Here is a 22,926-nt window from a genome sequence, read left to right on the forward strand (position 1 = left end):
TTCATAAAAATAAAGTGTTGTTTAATATCAATACGAAAATATTAATCAGATCCTATTAGCATTTTAATCCAATATTTTATATAACTGGTTGATAAGCTCTCTTTATAACTTTGAATATATTCAGATACTTCATCATTATATAGTACTGGTATAGTAGATGTTTGCTCTCTACCTAATAATAAACAACTATTTCTAGGAAAAACAACAGCAAAATTAACTGAAGTATCAAGTACTTCACTAGAATGTGACTTAAAAAATGCATCTCTTGCTTTAGATAATTGAAATTGTGGGTTTTTAAATGGTACTTTAAGAGCATCTGGATTGTTAAGTGGTGTCTTTAACCATTTACTTTCTTCATCAAATACAAAAATTCGACCATTTAGGTTTTTCGCCTCTAAAAAAAATATTCCAGTCGGCCCTATTACTATATGATCAATTTCATAGCTTGTCCCATTATGTTGAAAAGTATAGTTACTTATCAAATAAAATTGATCATTTAGACTTTCTTTAAGTGTGTCTGTAACTAACTTTTCACCGTACGCTCCTTTTTCTAAAGCAATTAATTCTTTAGTTAATCGGTCTATGTTTTTTTCTACCTTTCTAAGAGAAGCCCTTAATTGTTTTGTATTTGGACTGTTAAATGGTAAAAATTTTTTTATATACGCAACATATAGATTGCGTTTTACTTTCCGGTGTTTTTGATTATACTTTTCTAACTGTGCTTTCTTTTTAACCAAAATACTACGTTCAGATTTTTCATAATTAATTTCTATCATATAATTCTCCTAGCTAAATCAAATATGAAGTATTTTCAACGGCTAAAGAACTATCAGAAAATACCTTTGAAGCTTCATTTAAAAGTTCTTTTGTATCTATTAAAGGATGTAAATGCGTCATTATCAGTCGTTTAACATTTGCGTTTTTTGCTAAAAGTGCTGCCTCTTTAGCACTCATATGATAATCTTCATGTCCTTTTTTATTTTTTTCTGTGAAGCTGGTTTCTGCTAATAATAAATCTGAATTTGAAATAAAGTCTATCAAAGAAGAGTCTTCTTTATAAGCAGTATCACCAGTATAAGCAAAGATTTTATCATTATATTCTAACCGGTACGCTAAACAATATAAAGGGTGTTCAGTTTTGATACAGGTAATATCGATTTCACCTATATTAATATGGTCATTCTCTTCTAAAGCTTTAACATCAAAACCTTCATAAGAAGATAGTTTGTCAACTTGTTCTTGTGGTTTTCGAGGAACATATATAGCTAATGGATTAGTCGCATTACCCATTTTTATAGAAGTTTCATAAGCATGCCTTAAAGCCACTAAATCTGCAACATGATCTTCATGAAAATGACTAATAAATACAGCTGATAATTCTGATACATCAAAGTAATTTTGAAGATTACTTAATATACCATTTCCACAATCAAATAAAATTTTTTTGTTTTCAATTGTTAATAAATACCCTGAACAATTTCCGTTTTTCGGAGGATAAGGACTGTATCTTCCTAAAACTCTAACAGCTATCGGTTTTTTTAATTTCAACTTTTATCACACTCCGATTTTTGGATATTTAATACAATTCTATCACTCGTTAAATTCATAAACAACTTACAAGTCAGGAGTTTAAAGTATAAAAATATTTATCGTTAAAAATTACTCTTTTAGAATTGTAAAAGTATGTATCCATTGATAATTACGAGTAGGGTGACTTGCTTCTTATATACTTAGTATACCCATCTAAGAAAGCATCAACTCTCGTATATAAAAACCCCACAAAAACACTCTTCTTCATTGCACCTTTCTCAGTAACTGCTAAAGCTCCGGCTATCGCACTTACCTTCCCAGCATAGGTAAGTTCAGAAATAGTTAGTTCATAAAATTTCTTATTAAAGCTAGATATCGAATATAATACACCAGCAGTCTAAGCATCTCCCGCTCCAATTGTATCTTTTGTAGTTACCTCAAAGGGGTCAATGTTTATAGACTTATTTGAATAATATAGTAAGCTATCCTTACTCCCTCTTGTGATATATGATACTTGTGACCCTTGAATTTTTGTTAAAAATCAACCATCAATTCTTCATCCCATAAATTCGATCTTAAGTTTGGATCTAGTGAGACTATTATATTATTGTCTTTAGCTATATTAATTGCCTTAGAGGTCGCTTTTTTACTTGGACTTTGAATTGTTGAGATAGATTCTATATGTAAAATATCATTATCTATTATAAGTTTTTCTGTTATTTCTTCTGGTTCTAAAAGTTGATCTACACTTTTTGGAATATAAAAATCAAAATGACGTTCCCCATAAGAATCTAAGGATACAAAAGTAATCCCTATTTTAATCTCATTTGTAAAATATAGTCCATGGTATCAATTTTATAATAATCTAATGTTTCTTTTAAAAAATGCCCTATAATATCTTCTCCAACCTTACCAATAAAGCTTGCAATAACTCCAAGTTTCGAAAGAGCTACTGCCACATTTGCAGGAGCTCCTCCTGGTTGTTTTTCTAATGTTTTATTATCCCTATTTTGAGAAATAAAATCCACTAGTGTTTCTCCTAATGTAACTACTTTTAACATTAAAGATTTCACCTCTACTACCACTGCTTTATCTTCTACTACATCACCTGGACCTAATATCCTTGTAACGATAAATGCACCTACAACTGCTAAAGCAAATCCAATATTTGTTTTACCTTCATGATTAGATTTAACAATCACTTATTTGATATACAAAATATAATAAAACACTACTATAGATTTTATCTACAGTAGTGTTTTATACTACAAAAATTTAGGTAATTTTTGTACTTTACTAGAAAAGTCATTTAACTCTTTTAAAGCACAGTTAATTTGTTCTCTCATAATATTAGGTGATGGCCCACCTTTACTACTTCGTGAGTTAACACATTCAATTGGATCTAAGACAGTAAATAAATTATCTAAAGAGTCAGAGTTTAAGTCTGGTACTAATTGTGATAATTCTTCTTTTGTAATTTGATTAAGTAGTTTTTTTCTTTCTTGACAATTTCTAACCAATTTCCCTGTAATGTCATGAGCTATTCTAAAAGGTATTCCTAATGTTGTTAGGTAGTCAGCAACATCTGTAGCATTTGAGAAATCTGAATATATAGAGTTTTTCATTACATCTTTGTTTACTGTCATTGTTTGTAGCATCTCATTCATTAAAGATATGGATACTTCTAATGTATCTACTGTGTCAAAAACGCATTCTTTATCTTCCTGAAAATCTTTATTATATGCCATTGGAAGAGCCTTACATGTAGTTGCTAATGCAGAATAGTTACCTATAACTCTACCAGTTTTTCCTCTAATTAATTCAGCAACATCTGGATTTTGTTTTTGAGGCATTATACTAGAACCAGTAGTAAAAGCTTCATCTAATTTAATATAATTAAACTCTTTAGAAGACCATAGTACTAACTCTTCAGATAGCCGGCTTAAATTGAGCATTACAGATGTCAAAATTGAAAGTAATTCTAGAGCATTATCTCTACTACTAACAGCGTCCATACTGTTATCAAATACTTTCGAAAAATTTAATTCATTAGCCGTGATTTCCTGGGAAATCGGGAAACTAGTCCCTGCAAATGCTCCGGATCCTAGTGGCATATTATTTGCTCTTAAGTTAAATTCTAGTATTCTTTCTAAATCTCTTTTAAACTTCCAAAAATAATTCATTATATGATGAGAAAAGGTCGTTGGTTGTGCCCTTTGCATATGAGTGAAACCAGGCATATAAGTATATATATGTTGCTTTGACAAATTTATAAAAGTTTCTAGTAACTCCACTATTTTTTTTGCTAATTCACCACTTTTATCTAAAAAAAACATTTGCATATCTAAAGCTACCTGATCATTTCTACTTCTTCCTGTATGAAGTTTTTTACCAGTATCTCCAGCCAATTCTATTATCCGTCGTTCTATATTCATATGGATATCTTCATCTGAGATATTAAATTCAAGTTTTCCTTGTTTTGCTTCCTCAAAAACTTCTTGTAATGCTTGAACTAACTCATCTTTTTCTTTAGTTGAAAGTATCTTTTGATTAGATAACATTTTTACATGAGCGATACTTCCAATTATATCGTATAAAACAAGTCTCTTATCAAATTCTATTGAAGCTGTAAACTCTTCAACTAGTTTATTAGTTTCCTTTGTAAATCTTCCACCCCATAATTTTGACAATTTATTCCCTCCTATACAATAGAGTTAGTTTCGACATGCTAATCATAGTCAAAAGAATTCACTGATCTTTGATAATTTTATACTTGACTATTTATAGCACGTCTTATTAGTCGACATTTAACCTTTAGTAGATTCTTTTACTAAAGTATTTAACTCATTAATTTTTGATCTTGTTTCACTAACCTCACCATCTATTTTTGAAAATATAACAAGCGCTAAGATCGTAAATACAAATGTTGTAATTAAAGGAAGCACAAAAGATTTTGTAATACCTGCAATTAAAAATCCAATAGAACCACCTATTGCTGCGTTTATAGCATAAGGTAGTTGAGTATTTACATGATCAATATGGTCACAAGAAGCACCCATGGACGAAAGTATAGTTGTATCTGAAATAGGGGAACAGTGATCTCCAAACAAGCCACCGCTTAAAACTGCTGCAATAGACGGAGCCATACTAGCGTCTATACTACTAGCTAAAGAGATGGATATTGGTAAAAATATAGCAAACGTCCCCCAAGATGTCCCTGTAGAAAAAGCTGCTAAGGCTGATGCGACAAAAATAGAAACCAACATTACAGCGGGTGTTAGAAAAGCTTCTGTAACACTTACTATATAATCAGCTGTCCCTATACCTTCTGTTACACTCCCTATTGACCAAGCAAGGATTAGAATTAATATCGCATCCATCATCTGTCTCGTGCCATTTAGCCAAGTTTCAGTAGCTTCTTTAAAGGTGAATACTTTACTTTTAACAGTAACTAATACTCCAACTATACTAGCTATAAAAAATGATACATTAAGAGATAACATTACATCAGCATTACCTATTGCTTGGAATAAACCAACTTCAGGATACCCACCAGTCCAAATAAATAAAGAAAATATAAGAATTAGTAATACACCTAATGGTGCAAGTATATTCCAAATTGTTGGCTTAGCATAAGAAGGTACTTCTATACTGTTTTCAGCTCTTAAAGGCTTTGCCCCATCTTTTATTAGTTTTCCTTCATTACAAGCTCTTTTTTCAGCTTGTTTCATAGGGCCAAAGTCAATACCTTTAAAAGATATTATTAATGTAGCTATTAATGCAGATATAGCATAAAATTGATAAGGGATTGCTTTTATAAATACATCTAATGGGTTAGCATCATAGCCTAGTTCAGAAAACTCACTACCAACTATACCAATTACATAAGCTCCCCAAGTTGAAAATGGCACCAGTAAACTTACAGGTGCACTGGTTGAATCTAATAAATAGGCAAGTTTTTCTCTTGATATTTTTAGAAAGTCAGTAATTGGTCTAAAAATCGGTCCAACAATAACTGGATTGGTTACATCACAAAAGAAAATTGTTACTCCTCCAGCCCATGTTAATAATAGTCCTTGTTTTCTAGTCTTTATTCTATCCTTTAAAAAGTCCCCAAAAACCTTAGCTCCACCACCTCGTTCTAAGATTGCAGAAAATGCTCCTAATATAATGGTTGATAACATCGCAGACGTATTCCAGGGGTCTGCCATTTCAATAAAAATATGATCTTCAAAAGTACTGACTATACCCACTATAGGGTTAAAACTTGATAACATAGTAGCTCCTAGCCAGACCCCTACAAATAATGAAAGTAGTACTTGTTTTGTCAAAATTGCTAGTATTATAGCTACTAACGGTGGCAATAAAGAATATATACCAAAGTCCATTATAATCACCTCCAATTTTTTAATATAGCCACCATCTCCTAATTAAGATGGTGGCTTAGTCTTAATCGGTTGTTCTAAAAATAGGACGAGTAAGGCAAGTAGGTCCACCCATACCTTTATGAGAAATTTCATCCCCTATATAGGTTAAAACTTCTACTCCTTCTTTTTCTAATTTATCACGTGTTTCAGGATTACCAGACAACATGATACATTTACGTGGAGCTATAGCTAATACATTACAAGCTTGAGTATGAAATTCATAGTCAGAAACTTCAACCAATTTATAGCCTCTTTCTAGAAGATATTCTCTAAAAGATACAGCCATAAACTTTGAATATACTACAGCTAAGTCATTATCGATTGGACTAATAAGTGACATTAAGTGTATACATTCTTGTGGACCATTTAAATGAGGTAAGTCTACTTCTATTACTTCTTTAACTGTATCTTTTGTTAATTGCTTAAATTGTCTAATTCCTTCTTTATTTGTTCTATAACCAATACCAATTGCCACTGTTTCTTCATCTAACCATACAACATCTCCACCTTCTAATTTTCCGTTGCCTGTAATTTGGCCTATAATAGGAATTCTAAGTTCTTTCAAATACTCACCCATACTGTCTGGTTCTTTTTTACGATTCTCTTTGCCCATATTACCTAGTATTGCACCTTTAGGTGTAATCACCGCAGGATCATGAACATATATAGAATCAATCCCCGATTCGTCTTCTGGTAAAAAATAAACATCATCTACATTTAACTGTAATAATTTTAGGAATTTTTCATATTCTTCAATTGCTCTTTCATAATCAGGGCATGTTAAAAAATTATATTGCTTCCAATACTTTTCTAGATATTTTTGACTTACATAAGCGTCTTTTGCATGTTTTACTAATACAGTCCGTAGTTTGTTAACTTCAGAAACGCCGTTATATTTCAATAGATATACCACCTTTCTAATTTTGATTTCTCTGTATCATCCCCTCAGTTGTTAAGGTAAGACCAAAAATATTGATAAAACCTTCAGCGTCTTTTTGATTATAAACTTCATCTTCCTCAAAGGTAGCTAAGTCTTCTCGATATAGACTATAAGGCGCTTTTCTCTCAGAGATTTCTATATTTCCTTTATAAAGTTTAAGTTTTACTTTTCCTGTAAGATTTTGTTGAGTTTTGTCAACAAAAGCATCAAGAGCTTTTTTTAAGCTTGAAAACCATAAACCATTATAAACTAGTTCCGAATACTTGCTTGAGACTAATTCTTTAAAATGCATAGTATCTTTATCTAAAGTTAGGTATTCTAATTCTTTCTTCGCATGGTATAATAAAGTACCCCCAGGTGTTTCATATACTCCTCTTGATTTCATACCAAGCAATCTATTTTCAACTATATCAACACGACCAACACCATGCTTACCACCAATTTCATTTAATTTTTCCATTAGCTCAATTGGTTCTAATATTTCACCATTAATCTTAGTTGGTATTCCATTTTCAAACTCAAACTCTACATATTCAGGTGTATCAACTGCCTTTTCTGGTGAGGTTGTCATTATAAACATGTCTTCATCGGGCTCATAAGTAGGATCCTCTAATATCCCTCCTTCATAACTAGAATGAAATAAGTTTCTATCTATACTATAGGGTTTCTCTTTAGTAACAGGAACTGAAATATTATAGTATTTGGCATACTCTACAGCATCTTCTCTACTTTTTATATCCCATTCTCGCCATGGTGCTATAATCTTCAGTTCAGGAGCTAGGGCTTTAACTGCCATTTCAAATCTTACTTGATCATTTCCTTTTCCTGTACATCCATGAGCTATTCCATCAGCACCTTCTTTTTGAGCAATTTCCACCATTTTTTTACCTAAAAGTGGTCTGCATATAGCTGTTCCAAGTAAGTATTTACCTTCATACATTGCATTTGCTTTAATTGCAGGATAGATATAATCAGTTACAAACTCTTCTTGTAAGTTTTCAACATAGACCTTACTAGCACCAGTGTTATAAGCTTTCTTTTTAATAGCTTCTACATCTTCTTGTTGACCTACATCACCTATCATAGCTATTACTTCACAGTCATAATTTTCTTGGATCCACTTAATTGCAACTGAAGTATCAAGCCCTCCTGAATACGCTAACACTACCTTATTAATCTGTGACATCATTAATACTCTCCCTTCAAATAATAAATATTAATTATATAAAAAAGTTACGATAACTCAAATACTAATCTACTTTTTAACCCATTAAAGCAACCATAATACCTTTTTGGGCGTGAAGTCTATTCTCTGCTTGTTGAAAAACTCTTGATTGTTTTCCTTCTAACACCTCATCTGTAATCTCTTCTCCTCTATGGGCGGGTAAACAATGTAATACTACAACATCCTTATCAGCTTTACATATCGCCTCTTTATTAAGCTGATACGGTTTAAAAGCTTTTAACTTGTTACTTTTAGATGATTCTCCTTCTCCCATACTGACCCATACATCAGTTGTAATAATATGACTATTCTTTAGCGCTTGATCAGGGTCATCAGTAATAGTAACCTTACCTCCTGTTTTATCAGCTTCTTCTTTAGCTAACTTGACAATCTCATAAGTTGGTAAATATTCAGTAGGAGATGCTACAGTAATTTCCATCCCCATTTTGACACACCCAATTAATAAAGAATTGGTCATATTATTTCCATCACCTAAATAAGTCAGTTTAAGACCTTTCAAAGTTCTAAATTGTTCTTTTATTGTTAGAAGGTCTGCCATAACTTGACATGGATGAAAAGTATCAGTCAAACCATTAATAACTGGAACAGAAGAATACTGAGCAAATTTTTCTATTTTACTATGCTCAAATGTGCGCACCACAATGCCATCTAAATAACTAGACAATACTCTGGCGGTATCTTTGATAGGTTCTTTTCTAGAAAGTTGTAAATCATTCTTACTTAAAAACATTCCCATACCGCCTAATTGATAAATACCTGTTTCAAAAGAGCACCTAGTTCTAGTGGACGGTTTCTCAAACATCATCCCTAAAGTCTTACCTTGTAAATATTGTTTAGCTATTCCCTGTTTAGTATCAGTTTTTAGCTTTTGAGATAGATTGAGTAAGGCAGAAAGAGTATCAGCATGATAATCCTTTAAAGTTAACAAGTCATTTCCTTTACAGTTTTCAATCAACTTAGTTCCTGGTTCCAAATAGAAATCATTGAAGTTGCACAAATAATGATCACCTCCTTTGCATAGAATATCTTTTTTGATAATCGAGTAGGAATTTACGTATGAGTCGTATAATGGTTTCATCCTTTACCTGTTCCCTTACCATACCTATCAATAAGTCATGGTTCACGGTATCAAATATTTAGCTAGGTCTATTATCCACTGCTTGTTTATATCCTTGTTCGTAGTATTCTCTCTGCTGACTTCTTACGGTTCAACCGTACATCACTGTACGCTTTGTCGGCTGTGGGTTGTTGGTTAAACCTTCTTGTCAGCAACCCCCGTAAGACCTCCCCTGTTAAGAACGGTAACTTTCCTCTCATATATCTGCCACATTTACACCGTAGGGTTCGGGTGGTATTGGACTTTGTGTTGTATGGCACATCGTCCGACTCACATATGCCTTGTATGTGATTTCTGATCGTCAGACCGAGATTTTGCATTAGGCTTCCTTCAGACTCCACCTCACGATGGACGTCCTTGCCATCTGCTAACAGTTTCTACCACCAAGCCTGTAGCGAATTTGCACCGCCTAGCTACCGCCCATGCAGGGCAAACTAAAAAAACCCGTCCCTAATCAATATTGATTAGGGACGGGTTTCACCCGCGGTACCACCCTAGTTAATCGGATATTATCCGATTCCCTTTGGTCTATCTAGTCTAGTAACGGTTAGCCCGCCAAAACCTACTCTCTCTGACTCAAATGACTTTTGAACATCATCAGGATTTCGGCCTGGTGCTCCGGAGTGCGCTTCCCTATTGATTAGGTACTGGGCTCCCACCAAATCCCAGCTCGCTGTTACCATCATCAAAGGTACTCTCTCCTTCAACGCATTTTATATTAAATTATGATATAAAAAAACCTCTCCATTCCTAATAAAGGGACGAAGAGGTTATCTCGCGGTACCACCCTAGTTAATCGATCATATCGATTCACTCGTTTAGCCGATATCGGTGGCCTGCCGCAAAGACCTACTACTAGTTCAGCCTTTAGACTCAGGGGTGCGCTTCACTAATAATTAAGTACTGGGCTTACACCATCCCCAGCTCGCTATGACTTAAGACTATTAGTTACTCTCCCCTTCATAGTCGTATTTATATGATCTATTTTATTATTACTATAAATTGTTATAAAACATGATAACTCCTATTTATAAATTTGTCAATAAGTAAATTTAAAATTGTTTTTAAAAATGTCACCCTCTCAAGACGGTTGACCAAGTAAAAACCTTGGTCCCTGGAATTATGTATAGCATTAAGAATCTCTTAATAATTTAATCTAAATTACTGTTTTTATTAGTATTACTCCCACGAATGATCTTTGTTAGTAGTTTTTTAACCTTATTATTTGAAGTTGTAACATAATTAATTTTATTTGATGATTATCTCTACGTTTGCAGCAGCTAATATTTCTTTTGTTAGCTCTAATTTTTCACTTTAATACAATCAAATCGTTACATTATCAATCTAAAAACTAAGTTTTTTTAGCACAATACTTAGCTATTGTTTACTTAATAAAGTGTATTTCTTCTATAATAGCAGCTATTTACTGTGATTACTTTTTCCATTGTTAAGTTAGAAAAAACTACAACTAGTCAAAGACTCAATTAACATTAAATAACATATCGGTGCTTGTTAATAAGTTAAAATCAGGTCAATAATATGCTTATTAATATAACCCAATACGCTCCACAACTTTCCTCCTGCTAAACTTTGATAAACCTCACTTCTTTTTCTGTTATAATTGCATCTACTGGTTTATCCCATGAGTCCCTTGGTAATTTATCTTTTATTTGAAACTCATAGGCAACAGCGATACATTCGCTATAACTTGCTAGATTATCAATAAACTTATCGTAATAACCTCCTCCATAACCTATGCGATACCCTAATAAATCAAAAGCTACCCCTGGTACTATTATTTTATCAATACTTTTACTATTAATAGTTTCACTTAGTTCTGCCTTTGGTTCATATATATTATAAACACCTAATTGTAAATCTGTCTTTAAATTAGTAATCTTAATGGGCTTCATAGTTTTATTTTTAGGATCTGTTCTTGGAACATAAACATTAATATTATTATTAATTGCTTTTTCTATTAATTGATATGTATCTACCTCACTTTTGATAGGTAAATAAGTCATTATACTTGTGACTTTCTTATCAACAAAATTTTGAAAGAACTTTTTAGTAATTTCATGACTATACTTTGTTCTTAAATTCTCGGGCATTTTCTTTCTTTTATTAATCAATTCTTTTCTAATTAAACTTTTATCTATCAATCTATTCCCCTCCCTTTTCTAGTTTACGAAAAAGAGAAGCTCCCTTAAAGGAAACTTCTCTTTAAAAAATTAGTATGCTCTCGCAAAAACTACTTCCTTACTATCTCCTTTACCACAGGAAATACAGTCTTCACCAGTATTTGGGTTAAAAGGAATTAACCTAATAGTTGCCTTTGTCTCATCCTTCACATGTTCTTCACAATTGCCACTACCACACCAGTGAGCTTTTACCATTCCCTTGTGCTCTTCTATGATAGATGATAATTCATCCATATCTTTTGCAACACGGGTATTATCTTCTAGGTATTCTTTAGCTCTATTGTACATGCTATCTTGAATATCAGCTAAAACTTCTTCAAGTTTATCATGTAATTTATCTCTTTTTACGAAGATTTTTTCTCCATTATCTCTTCGTACTAGTACAACTTGTTCCTTTTCAATATCCTTTGGTCCAATCTCTAGTCTAATAGGTACACCACGCATCTCCCATTCGTTAAATTTCCATCCAGGTGTTTGTTCTTCTCTGTCATCTAGTTTTACTCTAAAGTCTTTTTTCAGTTCATCATACAGTTTTTGGCTTTCTTCTTTTACTAATTCTTGCTTATTTTTAGGCATAATAGGTACCATAACAATTTGATTTGGTGCTACTTTTGGAGGTATTTGTAACCCTCGGTCATCACCATGTACCATTATCAAAGCACCTAATAACCTAGTTGATACTCCCCAAGAGGTTTGCCATACGTATTTACGCTCATCATCTTGATCTAAAAACGTTATATCAAAAACTTCAGCAAAATGTTGACCCAAGTTATGACTAGTTCCAGCCTGCAGAGCTCTTCCATCTGACATTAACGCTTCTATACAATATGTCCGTAGGGCACCCGCGAATTTTTCTTTCTCTGTCTTTAATCCTTTTAAAACAGGAATAGCCATATCATTTTCTACAAAATCTCTGTATACATCCAACATTTTTAAGGTTTCTTCTTCAGCACCTTCTTCTGTTCTATGTGCAGTGTGTCCTTCTTGCCATAAAAATTCAGATGTTCTTAAAAAGGGTCTGGTAGACTTTTCCCATCGAACTACATTAGCCCATTGATTAATTAAAACAGGAAGATCTCTCCAAGATTGAATCCACTTGCTATACATTTCACCAATCATTGCTTCAGAAGTTGGTCTAATAGCTAATTTTTCAGATAGTTCTTCCTGACCACCTTTAGTTACCCAGGCTACCTCTGGAGCAAACCCTTCTACGTGATCAGCCTCCTTTTGAAGCAAACTTTCAGGAATAAATAAAGGAAAGTACGCATTTTCATGACCTGTTTCTTTAATTCTTCTATCTAGCCCCAATTTCATATTCTCCCATATTGCATAACCATATGGCCTTATTACCATACAACCTTTAACTGGTGCATAATCTACCAGCTCAGCCTTTTTTATAACATCTAAATACCATTGTGAGTAATCTTGTGATTGAGGAGTAATCTCTCTTACAAAGTTCTCATTTCCATTAGACATAATATCCCTCCTTAAAATATTTTTTTAGATATAAAAAAAATCCCTCGCCCTATTCCAGGACGAAAGGATTACTTCCGCGTTACCACCCGGGTTGACCATACAATGGTCCACTCCACAAGATAACGGATTAGCCGCTCGATTTCAATCGAGTTCAATAAGGCGGGTTCAAAAACCGATTAAAGTAGAAATCTCTCAGCAAATGATTTCCTCTCTGTACCTGTCGCTTTTCTACTATTCCCTATTATGAAACATGACTTTATAAACTTTTATTAAAATTATAGCACACTAAAATATCATAGTCAATTTTACCGCAATTTCTCAATTATGTTAAGAAGGTTATTAGCTGTATTTGAAGAATTTATATGTATAGCAATTGATAAGAGGAGGATATAATCTATGAAAAAAGTTTCAGTTAAACGTTCTAAAGCAACTTTTATTACAGTTGGACTTTGTCTAATTTTGACACTAATTTTTATAACTGGTTGTCAAGATCAAGAAACAGAAGGAAAACCAAAAGAAGAAACAAGTGATGAAAATGAAATTTCTGAGGGAAGTAATGAAAAAGAAGACAAAAAAGAAGATGAAGAAGACAATAGTGAACCTGAAATCGATTATCAGAATGTAGAACCTAATGAGCTTGGAGAAATTATGATACTAATGTATCATAGAATTGGTGATGAAGAGGACACTTGGGAGCGGACAAGAGAAAATTTCAGGGAAGATTTAGAGCGCTTATATGAAAAAGATTATCGTATTGTTAATTTAATGGATATTGTTGAAGGTAATATTGATCTACCTCCAGGAAAAACTCCTGTAGTCTTAACTTTTGATGATGGTACATCTGGTCATTTTGGCTATAAAGAAAATGAAGATGGTGAAAAAATTATAGATCCTGATACAGCGGTGGGTATCATTTTAGAAATGAAAGAAAAATATGAGGATTTCACTGTTGGTGGCACCTTTTATGTAAATTATCTACCAACACCTTTCAAAAGCCAAGACAAATATGAAGAAAAAATAATCCACCTTGATGAATTAGGATTTGAGATCGGTAATCATGGTTATAATCATCAAGATTTAAAGAAAATATCCGAAGATAATTCAAAAGAAGAAGCTAAAGAATTAATTCAAGAAGAACTAGGATTACATCAAAAATATACTGAAGAAATCATACCGAATTACCAAGTTAAGAGTTTAGCTCTTGCTTTTGGTCAGTGGCCACAGGGGGATAAGTTAAAAGAGTATGTTTACTCTGGAGAACATAATGATACATCTTATGAACATAAGGCTGTATTAAATGTTGGGTGGAAACCTAGTAAATCTCCTTTTCACAAGGGTTTTGATTCATTAGATCTTCCGCGAATAAGAGCTGATCAAGCTAGAATAGATAAGTGGCTTTCTCATTATGAAAACAGACCTGAAGATAGATATGTAAGTGATGGTAACAATAACACAATTTCTATTCCAGAAGAAAAAGAAGATTATTTAAATGAAGAGTTCTTAGATGAAATTAATAAAGAAATCAATCTCTATTCAATAGAAAAAGACTAATATACTTTTTTTATTTAAAGTTAGATTTACACACAGAAGCAGTCTTATCTAGTATTTTAATGATAAGGCTGCTTCTTTATGTTTTCAATCTGGTGTCCTAAAGAGTGGTACCCTTAAATTCTTCTTCCTACTATTTTATTCGATTTCTAATTGTATATTTTCTTCAGCTAGTATTTGTTTAATTGTATTTATACCATCATTTAAGCCTTTAAAATATGCCTCTTTTTCCTTTTCGCTTTCAATGTCTGATGGTGAAGCTACTAGTAAATAATTAGATTCTTTTACTTTAAAATCCTTTGATAAAGTTCCATTGCATTCAGTCATTAAAATCCCCCTTTCTTTTTTTAACTTAAGATAAGTTTAACCCTAATTTTATTTAATAGCAATTTAAGACTTACACCTAAATCTAAAATTTTTTGCCGACTTAGGCTTAAGTCCTTAGGTTTTCTTCCGACTTACGCATAAGTCTGAAATTTTTTGCCGACTTATGCTTAAGTCCTTAAGTTTTCTTCCGACTTACGCATAAGTCTGAAATTTTTTGCCGACTTATGCTTAAGTCCTTAAGTTTTTAAGAATGAATGAATCTTAATTATTGAAAATACTTCAGATTAAAAAATGGGCTGTAACCAAAAGATATTACTTTTGGAACAGCCCATTTAGACCTTTGTTCTTGTAATTCAGATCTCAAATTATTAATATTAGTAGTAAAAATATGTTCAATTCTTTTACTCATATGATTTTTCATATTCAGAAGGTTGATTCTTTTCATAATTGTTTTCATAGTCATTAAGTATTTTGACCACTAATGAAACCATACCTAACAGTGCTATTAAGTTAGGAATAATCATTAATCCATTAAACATATCAGCTAGCTCCCAAACTACATCCACTTCTAAAGTAGTACCCACTACAACAAATACTAATACTAAAGCTTGAAATATTTTTAAATAACGAGTACTAAACAAGTATCTGATATTAGCTTCAGCAAAGAAATACCAACTAATTATTGTTGATAAAGCAAAGAAAAACATACTAACAGCAATAAATGCTCCTCCAAAAGTGCCAAAACCTTCATAAAATCCATGTTGTGTTAGCTCTATCCCTATTAAATCAGTTGTATATGATCCTGTTACTATAATTACAAGTGCGGTCATAGTACATACTATGCCTGTATCAAATAAAACACCAAATATGCCGACAAGTCCTTGTTGAGCCGGATGTTTTACCTTAGCAACGGCATGAGCATGAGGTGTAGAACCCATCCCTGCTTCGTTAGAAAACAATCCTCTAGCTATTCCATAGCGAAACACTTCTCTTACAGTAACACCTACAACACCACCTGTTGCAGCTGTTGGATTAAAAGCACTATGGAATATCAATTGAATAGAAGGTATAATTTCTTGATAATGTGTTATCATAATCACAAGAGCTCCTAAAAGATAAAATACTGCCATTACTGGAACAACTCTTGATGTGAAATGAGCTATTCTTTTCATTCCCCCGATTACTATTAACCCAACAAGTATGGCTATTACTAGACCTGTCGCAATAGGTGGAATTTCAAAAGCAGTATACATTGCTTCTGATATTGAATTTGATTGTACCATGTTACCCATAAATCCTAATGCCAAAACTATTGCAACTGCAAAAAAGGCAGCTAAAGCTTTACTTCCAAGTCCATTCTTGATGTAATAAGCGGGACCACCAGTAACTTGGCTCCCAACTTTTTCTGTGTGGACTTGCGAGATTACAGCTTCTGCAAAAATAGTTCCCATTCCAAATACTCCACTTATCCACATCCAAAATACAGCTCCAGGTCCTCCTGCTCCGATAGCTGTAGCTACTCCTGCAAGATTTCCTGTTCCTACTTGAGCTGCAATTGCAGTTGCTAGGGCTTGAAAAGAACTCATACCTTGTTCATCAGCTTCAATCCCTTCGTTTTTTCTAAATGTTTCTTTTACAGTATCTTTCAAGCGACGTAACTGAATGAACCTTAACTTTACAGTAAATAAAACTCCTGTTCCTAATAAAAGCATTAGCATTATAGGTCCCCAAAGTATTTCATTAATGCTTTCGATTATACTAATTAAATCCATTAGCGTAATCCCCCTTCTACATTAAGAAAATATAAATAAGTTAAATAAAATTTTAAACTTTTAGACTTTTCACCTCCTTTTTGTGACTTGTCTGCACTCATTCATAAGATATTACACATACACAATTCTTGCGAATTTTCTAAATTCCTTCAAAATAACATAAAAAATGATATTATTATCACGTCTTATAATTTGCTGGTGTAACTTCTAAAGCTGTGGGCAGTTCACTTTCAGCATCTACTGCCAAGTGTGATTTGTATCCAAACCAGGTAATCTTGTTTTTGAAACTATCAAATTTAGCACCCCAGTTAGCGTTAGTACTAGATTGTTTTGACTTTGGCTGTTTCTTTTCGTAAGCATCAATGGTAGTACTATCTATAGTAATTGTAGTACCATCAATAATTCCTTCTTGATAGCAAGCACCTACAAGATCATAAAATAATTGCTCCATTAAACCTTTTTCTGTAATTTTGGCAAAAACTCGACTAAACGTTGATACGGAAGGAATTTCGTCGCTAATACCAAAGCCACAACAATATCTGAACCTAATATCTTGTTTTAATCTTGTACTCAATTCGCTAAACTCATTTATTCCTTCTGATGGTGATGCTAAAAGTGCTCTAAGAATTGCTTCTCGATTGTAGCCTGGTGCCCCCGTGGTGATGGAGATCTTAATTCTTTTGCATATGGTGCGAGATCTAATGAGCTAAAAAGTAAAATTAGTAGATTTTTTAACTCCATTTCTTGCAATGCTTCAAGGGAAAACAGGGTTGTTTGTAGAAAATACGATAGTGGAACTCACTCGTTATCGAGATATTTTGTTTCCACTTAGTATTTTCGATAATTTTGGGGTGAGCTCCTTTTATATTGAGCGAAAAACCCCACGAATTGGGCTTTCAAAATTTTGCAAAAGGCCTAATTAATAATTGATAATTGTAAACTATAATATATATAAATATATTTATTAGAAGTGGAAGGTAAAAAGGTATCTGCTATTTGATATAGTAGATACCTTAGATCTAGGAGGTGAGGTTTTGAACTCTTCAAAGTATACTGTAGCTCTAATTGGAGCAGGTCATAGAGGGAAAAATATCTATGGTAATTTTATAAAAAAACATTGCTCTGATATTAATATTACTGCAGTTGCAGAACCTAACTTATATAAAAGAAAAGCTTTTGCTAAAGAACATAATATTCCATACGAGCGTCAATATAAAAATTATGAACAATTATTTGAACAAGGTAAAATTGCTGATGCTTTGTTAATTACAACCATGGACCATGATCATTATCACCCCACGATAAAAGGGTTAGAAATAGGATACAAAATTCTATTAGAAAAACCTATAGCACCTAATTTTGACGAATTTCAAAAATTGGTTGATAAAACAAGAGAAAATAGGGATAGTATACTAATTGCACATGTGTTAAGATACACACCTTTTTATAAACAGTTAAAAGAGACTTTAAATAAAAGTGAAATTGGGGATATTAAGGCTATTAACCATACTGAAAATGTTGGTTATTATCACTTCGTTCATAGTTATGTAAGAGGTAATTGGAGAAATGAATCAGTTTCTGCTCCTTTAGCTTTAGCTAAAAGCTCTCATGACTTTGATCTTTTAACTTGGTTATTAAACAATAAAAAATGTAAAACTGTTTTTGCACAAGGAAAACAAAATTATTTTATCAAAGATAACCATCCTTATAATGCAGGAAAACATTGTAATCGTTGTGAAGCTGAAAATAACTGTCCTTATTCTGCAAAACACATCTACCTATCAAAAAACCTCCCTTGGCCAAAAGAAGTTGTTAAAACTATGCCCCCTTTATATCAAAGAAAACTTGGGGTCAAATTTACTGACTTAGGCAAATGTGTTTATTTACTAGATAATACAATGCCTGAAGTAATAACTGCAAATCTTAACTACCAAGACAACATTCAAGTCAATTTTACATTAAACGGATTATCCAAGGAAATGACCAGAGTAACTAAAATATATGGAACTAAAGGTGAGATTAGAGCAGATTTTGCTCAAAATAAAATTCAGCTATTACCATTTAGAAAAAAAGAAGAAAACATTGAACCACCATATAAACAAGGCGCTCATGGAGGAGGAGACCTGGGGTTAATGGAGCATTTTGAAAGTTATCTAAAAGAAGAATATGAAAAAGACACCTCAACTCTTGAGGCATCTATCGAAAGTCATATAGTCGGGTTTGCAGTAGAACAATCTAGAAGAACAAATAAAATCACTTCAGTTGATGATTTTAGAACAAACCTTTAATCTCTTGTTCCTTTTGCTTTTGATAAGCAAAAGGTAATCTTTTAGGTAATATATCAATTTTTATAGGAAGAGTTGGACCTTTTTCACCATCAACAACACTAACAACCTCTTTATCAGAAGTTATTTCGATACTATCTTTTTGAAAATAAGTGATTCTATGGTCTTCTAGATGTTCTCCTCTAATAATCTTTGGAAGTAACGGAGCCAAATCAAGTATAGTTTTATTCTCTTTTACAATAACAATATCCAGTTTGCCATCACTAAGCGATGAACGAGGAGCTAGGCTTTTAAACCCGCCTGCTCCTTTTCCATTTAAGACAAGTAATAGATAACCTTGGGTCGTTTCAATTTTAGTAGTATCTTTTAAACTAAAATTAATCGAACCAAAATTAGGTAATTGCTTTATAGCTTCCACCCAATATGCCCACATACCTAATCTTTGTTTTAATTCAGGTGGTGTTTTATACGAGATATCTGCAAAAGAACCTATTCCAAATACATTTATAAAGTAATAATCATTTACCCTACCAACATCTAAAAATTTTATGTTTTCTTGAAATACTGAATTAATCATCTCTTCTATGCTTACTTCTTGTTCAAAAAGTTGGTAAGCAAAATCATTAGCTGTTCCTGAAGGATAAGGAACAATTGTTGGTAATTCATCTGGTGACAATGATGTCGAAGATAGTATCACATTCACTATAGTATTTAGTGTGCCATCACCACCAAAAGTAATCAAACCTTTTAAGTCTTTTAAGGAACCTAATAACTCACTTTTAAAACCATCATCTGTTAACGAAAGTAATTTAACACTACTACCTTTATTTTCTATAATCTTAATTATTTGATTAAGCTTATTTTGATTAGCTTGACCTGCCTTTTGATTAAAAACAACCAAAAATTCCATCAGCTTTTTCCTCCTATAAAGAAATCTGATATTATGGTAAAATTAGCATAGTAATTTCTATAATTTGGGGGGAAGTAAAATGAGCTATATGATAATTGGACTTGTAATTATTATAACTATTATCTATTTTGTTCGCCAAAAAGGAAGCATTACCTCCTCACGTGAACAACATTTAAGAAACAAATGTAAATCCCTTTTAAAAACTTCTGATGCGGAAGCTGAAAAGACTCTTACTAGATTAATCGAACGGCAAAAAGAAAGAAATCCCGGTAAGTCTGAAGAGTGGTATCTTGATAAGATCCTATATGACCTTGAAAAAGATAAGTAATTTGCCTTAAATTTAAGTTTATATTTATGCATCGTGACATTTTTTACTACATTTAAACAGTATTAGTGTTTGTTTGTACTATAATTAACAATTATATAATATAAATCTACTAATGCAGGAAGTAAATACATAAAAATCAAAATTTAAATTTTTGGGTTATCAACTCTATTTCTAGATGCTCTAAAAAATGGGGAAGAAGGTCTTGAGGGTAGGTACTTACTTTTACTCAGCAGTCTCTGAAGCAAATGAAAAAGGTTATGTTACTGCTGATGTAACTTTAGAAAACGACGAAATCGTAGAAGTTGAACTAACTGAGTTCAACAATATGGCAAGGAAAAAAAGATGAAGACTATGGCTACGATATATGTCATAATGCAATGGACGAGCTACCTAAAAGATTAGTTTAAGAAAATTCAGCCGACATTGATGTGTTCTCATAGGCAACTAGTACATCTGAAAAATCAATCGATACAGTAGCTAAAGCTATTGAACATGCGGAAGGAAATGAAGATGCTTTTGATGGTACTTTTATGGGCGCATCAGATGAAAGTGATCGAGGCGGCTGGGATGTCGCTCTAGTTTCTTTAGGTGCTAGCACATAAGCTAGCACCTATTTATTTGCTGATATTCTTCCCTTATATCTAAATCATGTCCAATGTTTTAGGCTCCGTGTCTAATAGACACAGAAGTGCGAAATGCTTCAAAACCTATGTATTTAACTCTTCTAATTTGTTTTACAAGGTTTTAGAGACCAGAATCAAAGTACCGAAATACCGTTTATAATAAACTTTAAAAAGATAATTCCCCCAACCGTTTTAAAAAATTTTTTTGCAACCTCACTACATTCGGTTGCGATGAAATGTAACTTACTTTAATAAGGGGTAGTTACACTTTTGATATGGAGAATATTGTTATTTAACTGTATTTTCTATTCGTTTTCTAAAGTCTTTTAAACTTGCTTATAAGGTGTATAGATGATTTCATTATCAACTTATTCTAGTTACAGTTCCATATAACGATTATTAGTTTAGGTGAACTAATGGATTATCCCTCTGTTATAAATAACGCTAAGGACATTAACTTTCTATTTAATGGTCAAGATAACTAAATCCGGCTTTTTGTAGCTGTTTAGTTAAATATTTATTTGCTTCTCTGATAACTTGACCTTCGTCGATTGTTTGTAACTTTCTATCTTTCATAAGAGTTTTTCCATTTATTATCGTAGTCATTACATCGGTACTTTTCGCACAATAAACTAACTTAGAGACCACATCTTCTCTTTCCCTTGGTGCTGAATGAATACTATCTAAATTAACAATAGCTAAATCTGCTAACTTTCCTTCTTCTAAACTACCTAATTGTGATTCCATACCCATAGCTCGTGCACCACCAAGAGTTGCCATTTCAAATACTTGTTCTGCATTCATTACTGTTGGATCTAAAACTCTAGCTTTATGAATTAACGCTGCATGTCTCATTTCTACAAACATATCTAAGTTATTATTACAAGGAGCACCATCTGCAGCTAAGGAAACTTCAGCCCCTAAATCTAATAGTTCTGGAATATGAGCAATACCTGATGCTAGTTTTAAATTAGAGCTTGGACAATGGGAAATTTTTGTTTTAGTATCAGCAAGAATCTTCTTTTCTGCTTCATCTAACCAAATACAATGTGCTAAGACAAGATTCTCACCTGTTAAACCTAGTTTATCAAATAATTTAACATTTCTTAAACCGGTTTTTTCTTCTACTAGCTTAGTTTCTTGTTGATTTTCTGAAGCATGTGTATGAACTAATACATCATACTCTTTTGTAATATCACGTACTTTTTCTAATGCATCAACAGTACATGAAATTGCAAACCTCGGAGCTAAACCATATTTTATTCTTCCGTCACCTTCTCCATGCCATTTCTCAAGTAACCGAACACTTTCATTTATAGAATCTTCAGTGCTTTCTTTAAGTGTTTCAGGTACATCACCACCATCGTCCATCATACACTTTCCGGTTACTGCTCGATACCCGGTTTCATAAATTGCTTTGATAGCTGGTTCAGTGTAGTGTACAGTTTCCATATCTATAATAGACGTGGTTCCACCTTTTATTAATTCAGAAATACCAAGGTATGCTGAGATATAATTTGATTCTGCTGTATGTGAGCCTTCTAATGGCCAAATTTTATTTTTTAACCAGTCAAGAAGTTCAAGATCATCTGCCTGGCCTCTATATAATGTTTGTGTTAAATGAATATGTGATTGAATCATACCGGGGATAACAACTTGATCTGTAGCATCTATAACTTCATCAACTTTATCTGTTATCTCTTCTTGACTGATCTTTGATATTTTATTTCCTTCTATCAGAATATTGCCTGTAAAAACTTCCTTATTTGGATTCATTGTTATTAAAGTACCTTTCTTTATTAAAATCGAAGACATTATTGACCACACTCCTTAATTAGTTTTTAAATAATAAGGGGTACTGCCACCACAAAATCGTAAGGAGGACGTCCCCTTATTTAACTATGTTATTATCTTAATTGTTATCCTAAAATTAACCTTAACACAAATAGAAGAAACAATACTGAATTTATTGAAGATAGATCTTAAATTACGAATAATTATCTTTAAAGCTACATACCGAGAACACCAAATACAAGTTCTGCTGGAATACTGTAATCTAGAGGCATCATCAAGATTGTTGAAAAATGCAGGAATTGTTCTGTCAATCATCAAAATCGAAAACGGCGTTGCTAATATAAATTTATTTAACAAAAACTAAAGATCATACAGGCATTTAGCCGTAAAGAATGCCCCTAT

The 22,926-nt window shown here is 32.6% G+C and carries 21 protein-coding genes, 1 pseudogene and 2 other annotated features; of the genes and pseudogenes, 4 read left to right on the forward strand and 18 right to left on the reverse strand.

The window, feature by feature from the left end:
- Positions 1-41 precede the first annotated feature (41 nt).
- The 11 genes from CDO51_RS01685 to proS all read right to left on the reverse strand — a co-directional run bounded on the left by CDO51_RS01685 (position 42) and on the right by proS (position 12,937).
- On the reverse strand, positions 42-776 hold the full coding sequence (locus tag CDO51_RS01685) for a nuclease-related domain-containing protein (RefSeq protein ID WP_089022561.1): 735 nt from the start codon (positions 774-776) through the stop codon (positions 42-44).
- 13 nt (positions 777-789) lie between these two features.
- A complete protein-coding gene (locus CDO51_RS01690; RefSeq protein WP_089022562.1) occupies positions 790-1,548 on the reverse strand; it encodes an MBL fold metallo-hydrolase in 759 nt (252 codons plus the stop codon).
- Positions 1,549-1,927: 379 nt separating this feature from the next.
- The gene (locus CDO51_RS15260) at positions 1,928-2,059 is read right to left on the reverse strand and encodes a PfkB family carbohydrate kinase (protein WP_143824656.1); all 132 of its coding nucleotides are present in this window, start codon (positions 2,057-2,059) and stop codon (positions 1,928-1,930) included.
- A gap of 283 nt (positions 2,060-2,342) precedes the next feature.
- Positions 2,343-2,732, reverse strand: coding sequence for a PfkB family carbohydrate kinase (locus CDO51_RS01695; protein ID WP_089022563.1), 390 nt, complete (start codon positions 2,730-2,732; stop codon positions 2,343-2,345).
- Between the two features lie 63 nt (positions 2,733-2,795).
- Positions 2,796-4,220 (reverse strand): argininosuccinate lyase, encoded by a 1,425-nt coding sequence (argH, locus tag CDO51_RS01700; RefSeq protein WP_089022564.1) that lies wholly within the window; start codon positions 4,218-4,220, stop codon positions 2,796-2,798.
- Positions 4,221-4,337: 117 nt separating this feature from the next.
- A complete protein-coding gene (locus tag CDO51_RS01705; RefSeq protein WP_089022565.1) occupies positions 4,338-5,918 on the reverse strand; it encodes a Na+/H+ antiporter NhaC family protein in 1,581 nt (526 codons plus the stop codon).
- Between the two features lie 61 nt (positions 5,919-5,979).
- The gene (locus CDO51_RS01710; RefSeq protein WP_089022566.1) at positions 5,980-6,858 is read right to left on the reverse strand and encodes a dimethylarginine dimethylaminohydrolase family protein; all 879 of its coding nucleotides are present in this window, start codon (positions 6,856-6,858) and stop codon (positions 5,980-5,982) included.
- Between the two features lie 16 nt (positions 6,859-6,874).
- Complete coding sequence (locus CDO51_RS01715; RefSeq protein WP_089022626.1) at positions 6,875-8,083, reverse strand: argininosuccinate synthase; 1,209 nt, start codon at positions 8,081-8,083, stop codon at positions 6,875-6,877.
- Positions 8,084-8,159: 76 nt separating this feature from the next.
- Positions 8,160-9,116, reverse strand: coding sequence for an ornithine carbamoyltransferase (argF, locus tag CDO51_RS01720; protein WP_240503456.1), 957 nt, complete (start codon positions 9,114-9,116; stop codon positions 8,160-8,162).
- A 607-nt stretch (positions 9,117-9,723) separates the two neighbouring features.
- Positions 9,724-9,976: a binding site (T-box leader), on the reverse strand.
- 38 nt (positions 9,977-10,014) lie between these two features.
- Positions 10,015-10,233, reverse strand: a binding site (T-box leader).
- 610 nt (positions 10,234-10,843) lie between these two features.
- The gene (locus CDO51_RS01730) at positions 10,844-11,422 is read right to left on the reverse strand and encodes a 5-formyltetrahydrofolate cyclo-ligase (protein ID WP_089022569.1); all 579 of its coding nucleotides are present in this window, start codon (positions 11,420-11,422) and stop codon (positions 10,844-10,846) included.
- 69 nt (positions 11,423-11,491) lie between these two features.
- A complete protein-coding gene (gene proS, locus CDO51_RS01735) occupies positions 11,492-12,937 on the reverse strand; it encodes a proline--tRNA ligase (RefSeq protein WP_089022570.1) in 1,446 nt (481 codons plus the stop codon).
- Between the two features lie 396 nt (positions 12,938-13,333).
- Between proS and CDO51_RS01740 the strand changes: the two genes are divergently transcribed.
- Positions 13,334-14,488 (forward strand): polysaccharide deacetylase family protein, encoded by a 1,155-nt coding sequence (locus CDO51_RS01740; protein WP_089022571.1) that lies wholly within the window; start codon positions 13,334-13,336, stop codon positions 14,486-14,488.
- 135 nt (positions 14,489-14,623) lie between these two features.
- Here the strand turns inward: CDO51_RS01740 and CDO51_RS01745 are convergent, their stop codons facing one another.
- The 4 genes and pseudogenes from CDO51_RS01745 to CDO51_RS01755 all read right to left on the reverse strand — a co-directional run.
- Positions 14,624-14,812: a hypothetical protein gene (locus CDO51_RS01745; RefSeq protein WP_089022572.1), complete on the reverse strand. Its 189-nt coding sequence runs from the start codon at positions 14,810-14,812 to the stop codon at positions 14,624-14,626.
- A gap of 265 nt (positions 14,813-15,077) precedes the next feature.
- Complete coding sequence (locus tag CDO51_RS13665) at positions 15,078-15,221, reverse strand: hypothetical protein (RefSeq protein ID WP_158212265.1); 144 nt, start codon at positions 15,219-15,221, stop codon at positions 15,078-15,080.
- Complete coding sequence (locus CDO51_RS01750; protein ID WP_089022573.1) at positions 15,214-16,584, reverse strand: alanine/glycine:cation symporter family protein; 1,371 nt, start codon at positions 16,582-16,584, stop codon at positions 15,214-15,216. Before CDO51_RS01750 ends, CDO51_RS13665 begins: the two co-directional genes overlap by 8 nt.
- Before the next feature lie 190 nt (positions 16,585-16,774).
- Positions 16,775-17,325, reverse strand: a pseudogene (locus CDO51_RS01755) (transposase); the annotation flags it as partial.
- A gap of 293 nt (positions 17,326-17,618) precedes the next feature.
- On the opposite strand from CDO51_RS01755, the gene CDO51_RS01760 reads away from it, so the two are divergent.
- Positions 17,619-18,872, forward strand: coding sequence for a Gfo/Idh/MocA family protein (locus tag CDO51_RS01760; RefSeq protein ID WP_143824653.1), 1,254 nt, complete (start codon positions 17,619-17,621; stop codon positions 18,870-18,872).
- Here CDO51_RS01760 and CDO51_RS01765 read toward each other — a convergent pair.
- Positions 18,856-19,779 (reverse strand): diacylglycerol/lipid kinase family protein, encoded by a 924-nt coding sequence (locus CDO51_RS01765; RefSeq protein ID WP_089022576.1) that lies wholly within the window; start codon positions 19,777-19,779, stop codon positions 18,856-18,858. The genes CDO51_RS01760 and CDO51_RS01765 overlap by 17 nt on opposite strands.
- Before the next feature lie 79 nt (positions 19,780-19,858).
- Here CDO51_RS01765 and CDO51_RS01770 point away from each other — a divergent pair, with 79 nt between their 5' ends.
- Together CDO51_RS01770 and CDO51_RS13670 are read left to right on the forward strand one after the other, a co-directional pair.
- Complete coding sequence (locus CDO51_RS01770; protein ID WP_089022577.1) at positions 19,859-20,107, forward strand: hypothetical protein; 249 nt, start codon at positions 19,859-19,861, stop codon at positions 20,105-20,107.
- Positions 20,108-20,309: 202 nt separating this feature from the next.
- Positions 20,310-20,453 carry a hypothetical protein gene (locus tag CDO51_RS13670; RefSeq protein WP_158212266.1) on the forward strand — a complete coding sequence of 48 codons (144 nt, stop codon included), beginning with the start codon at positions 20,310-20,312 and terminating at the stop codon, positions 20,451-20,453.
- 57 nt (positions 20,454-20,510) lie between these two features.
- Here CDO51_RS13670 and CDO51_RS14125 read toward each other — a convergent pair whose 3' ends face one another.
- Both CDO51_RS14125 and CDO51_RS01780 read right to left on the reverse strand, forming a co-directional pair.
- Positions 20,511-20,705: a hypothetical protein gene (locus tag CDO51_RS14125; protein ID WP_089022578.1), complete on the reverse strand. Its 195-nt coding sequence runs from the start codon at positions 20,703-20,705 to the stop codon at positions 20,511-20,513.
- Between the two features lie 490 nt (positions 20,706-21,195).
- Positions 21,196-22,545 (reverse strand): 5'-deoxyadenosine deaminase, encoded by a 1,350-nt coding sequence (locus CDO51_RS01780; RefSeq protein WP_089022579.1) that lies wholly within the window; start codon positions 22,543-22,545, stop codon positions 21,196-21,198.
- Positions 22,546-22,926: the final 381 nt, after the last annotated feature.

Origin of the sequence: Natranaerobius trueperi (assembly GCF_002216005.1) — a bacterium.
Taxonomy (GTDB): domain Bacteria; phylum Bacillota; class Natranaerobiia; order Natranaerobiales; family Natranaerobiaceae; genus Natranaerobius_A; species Natranaerobius_A trueperi.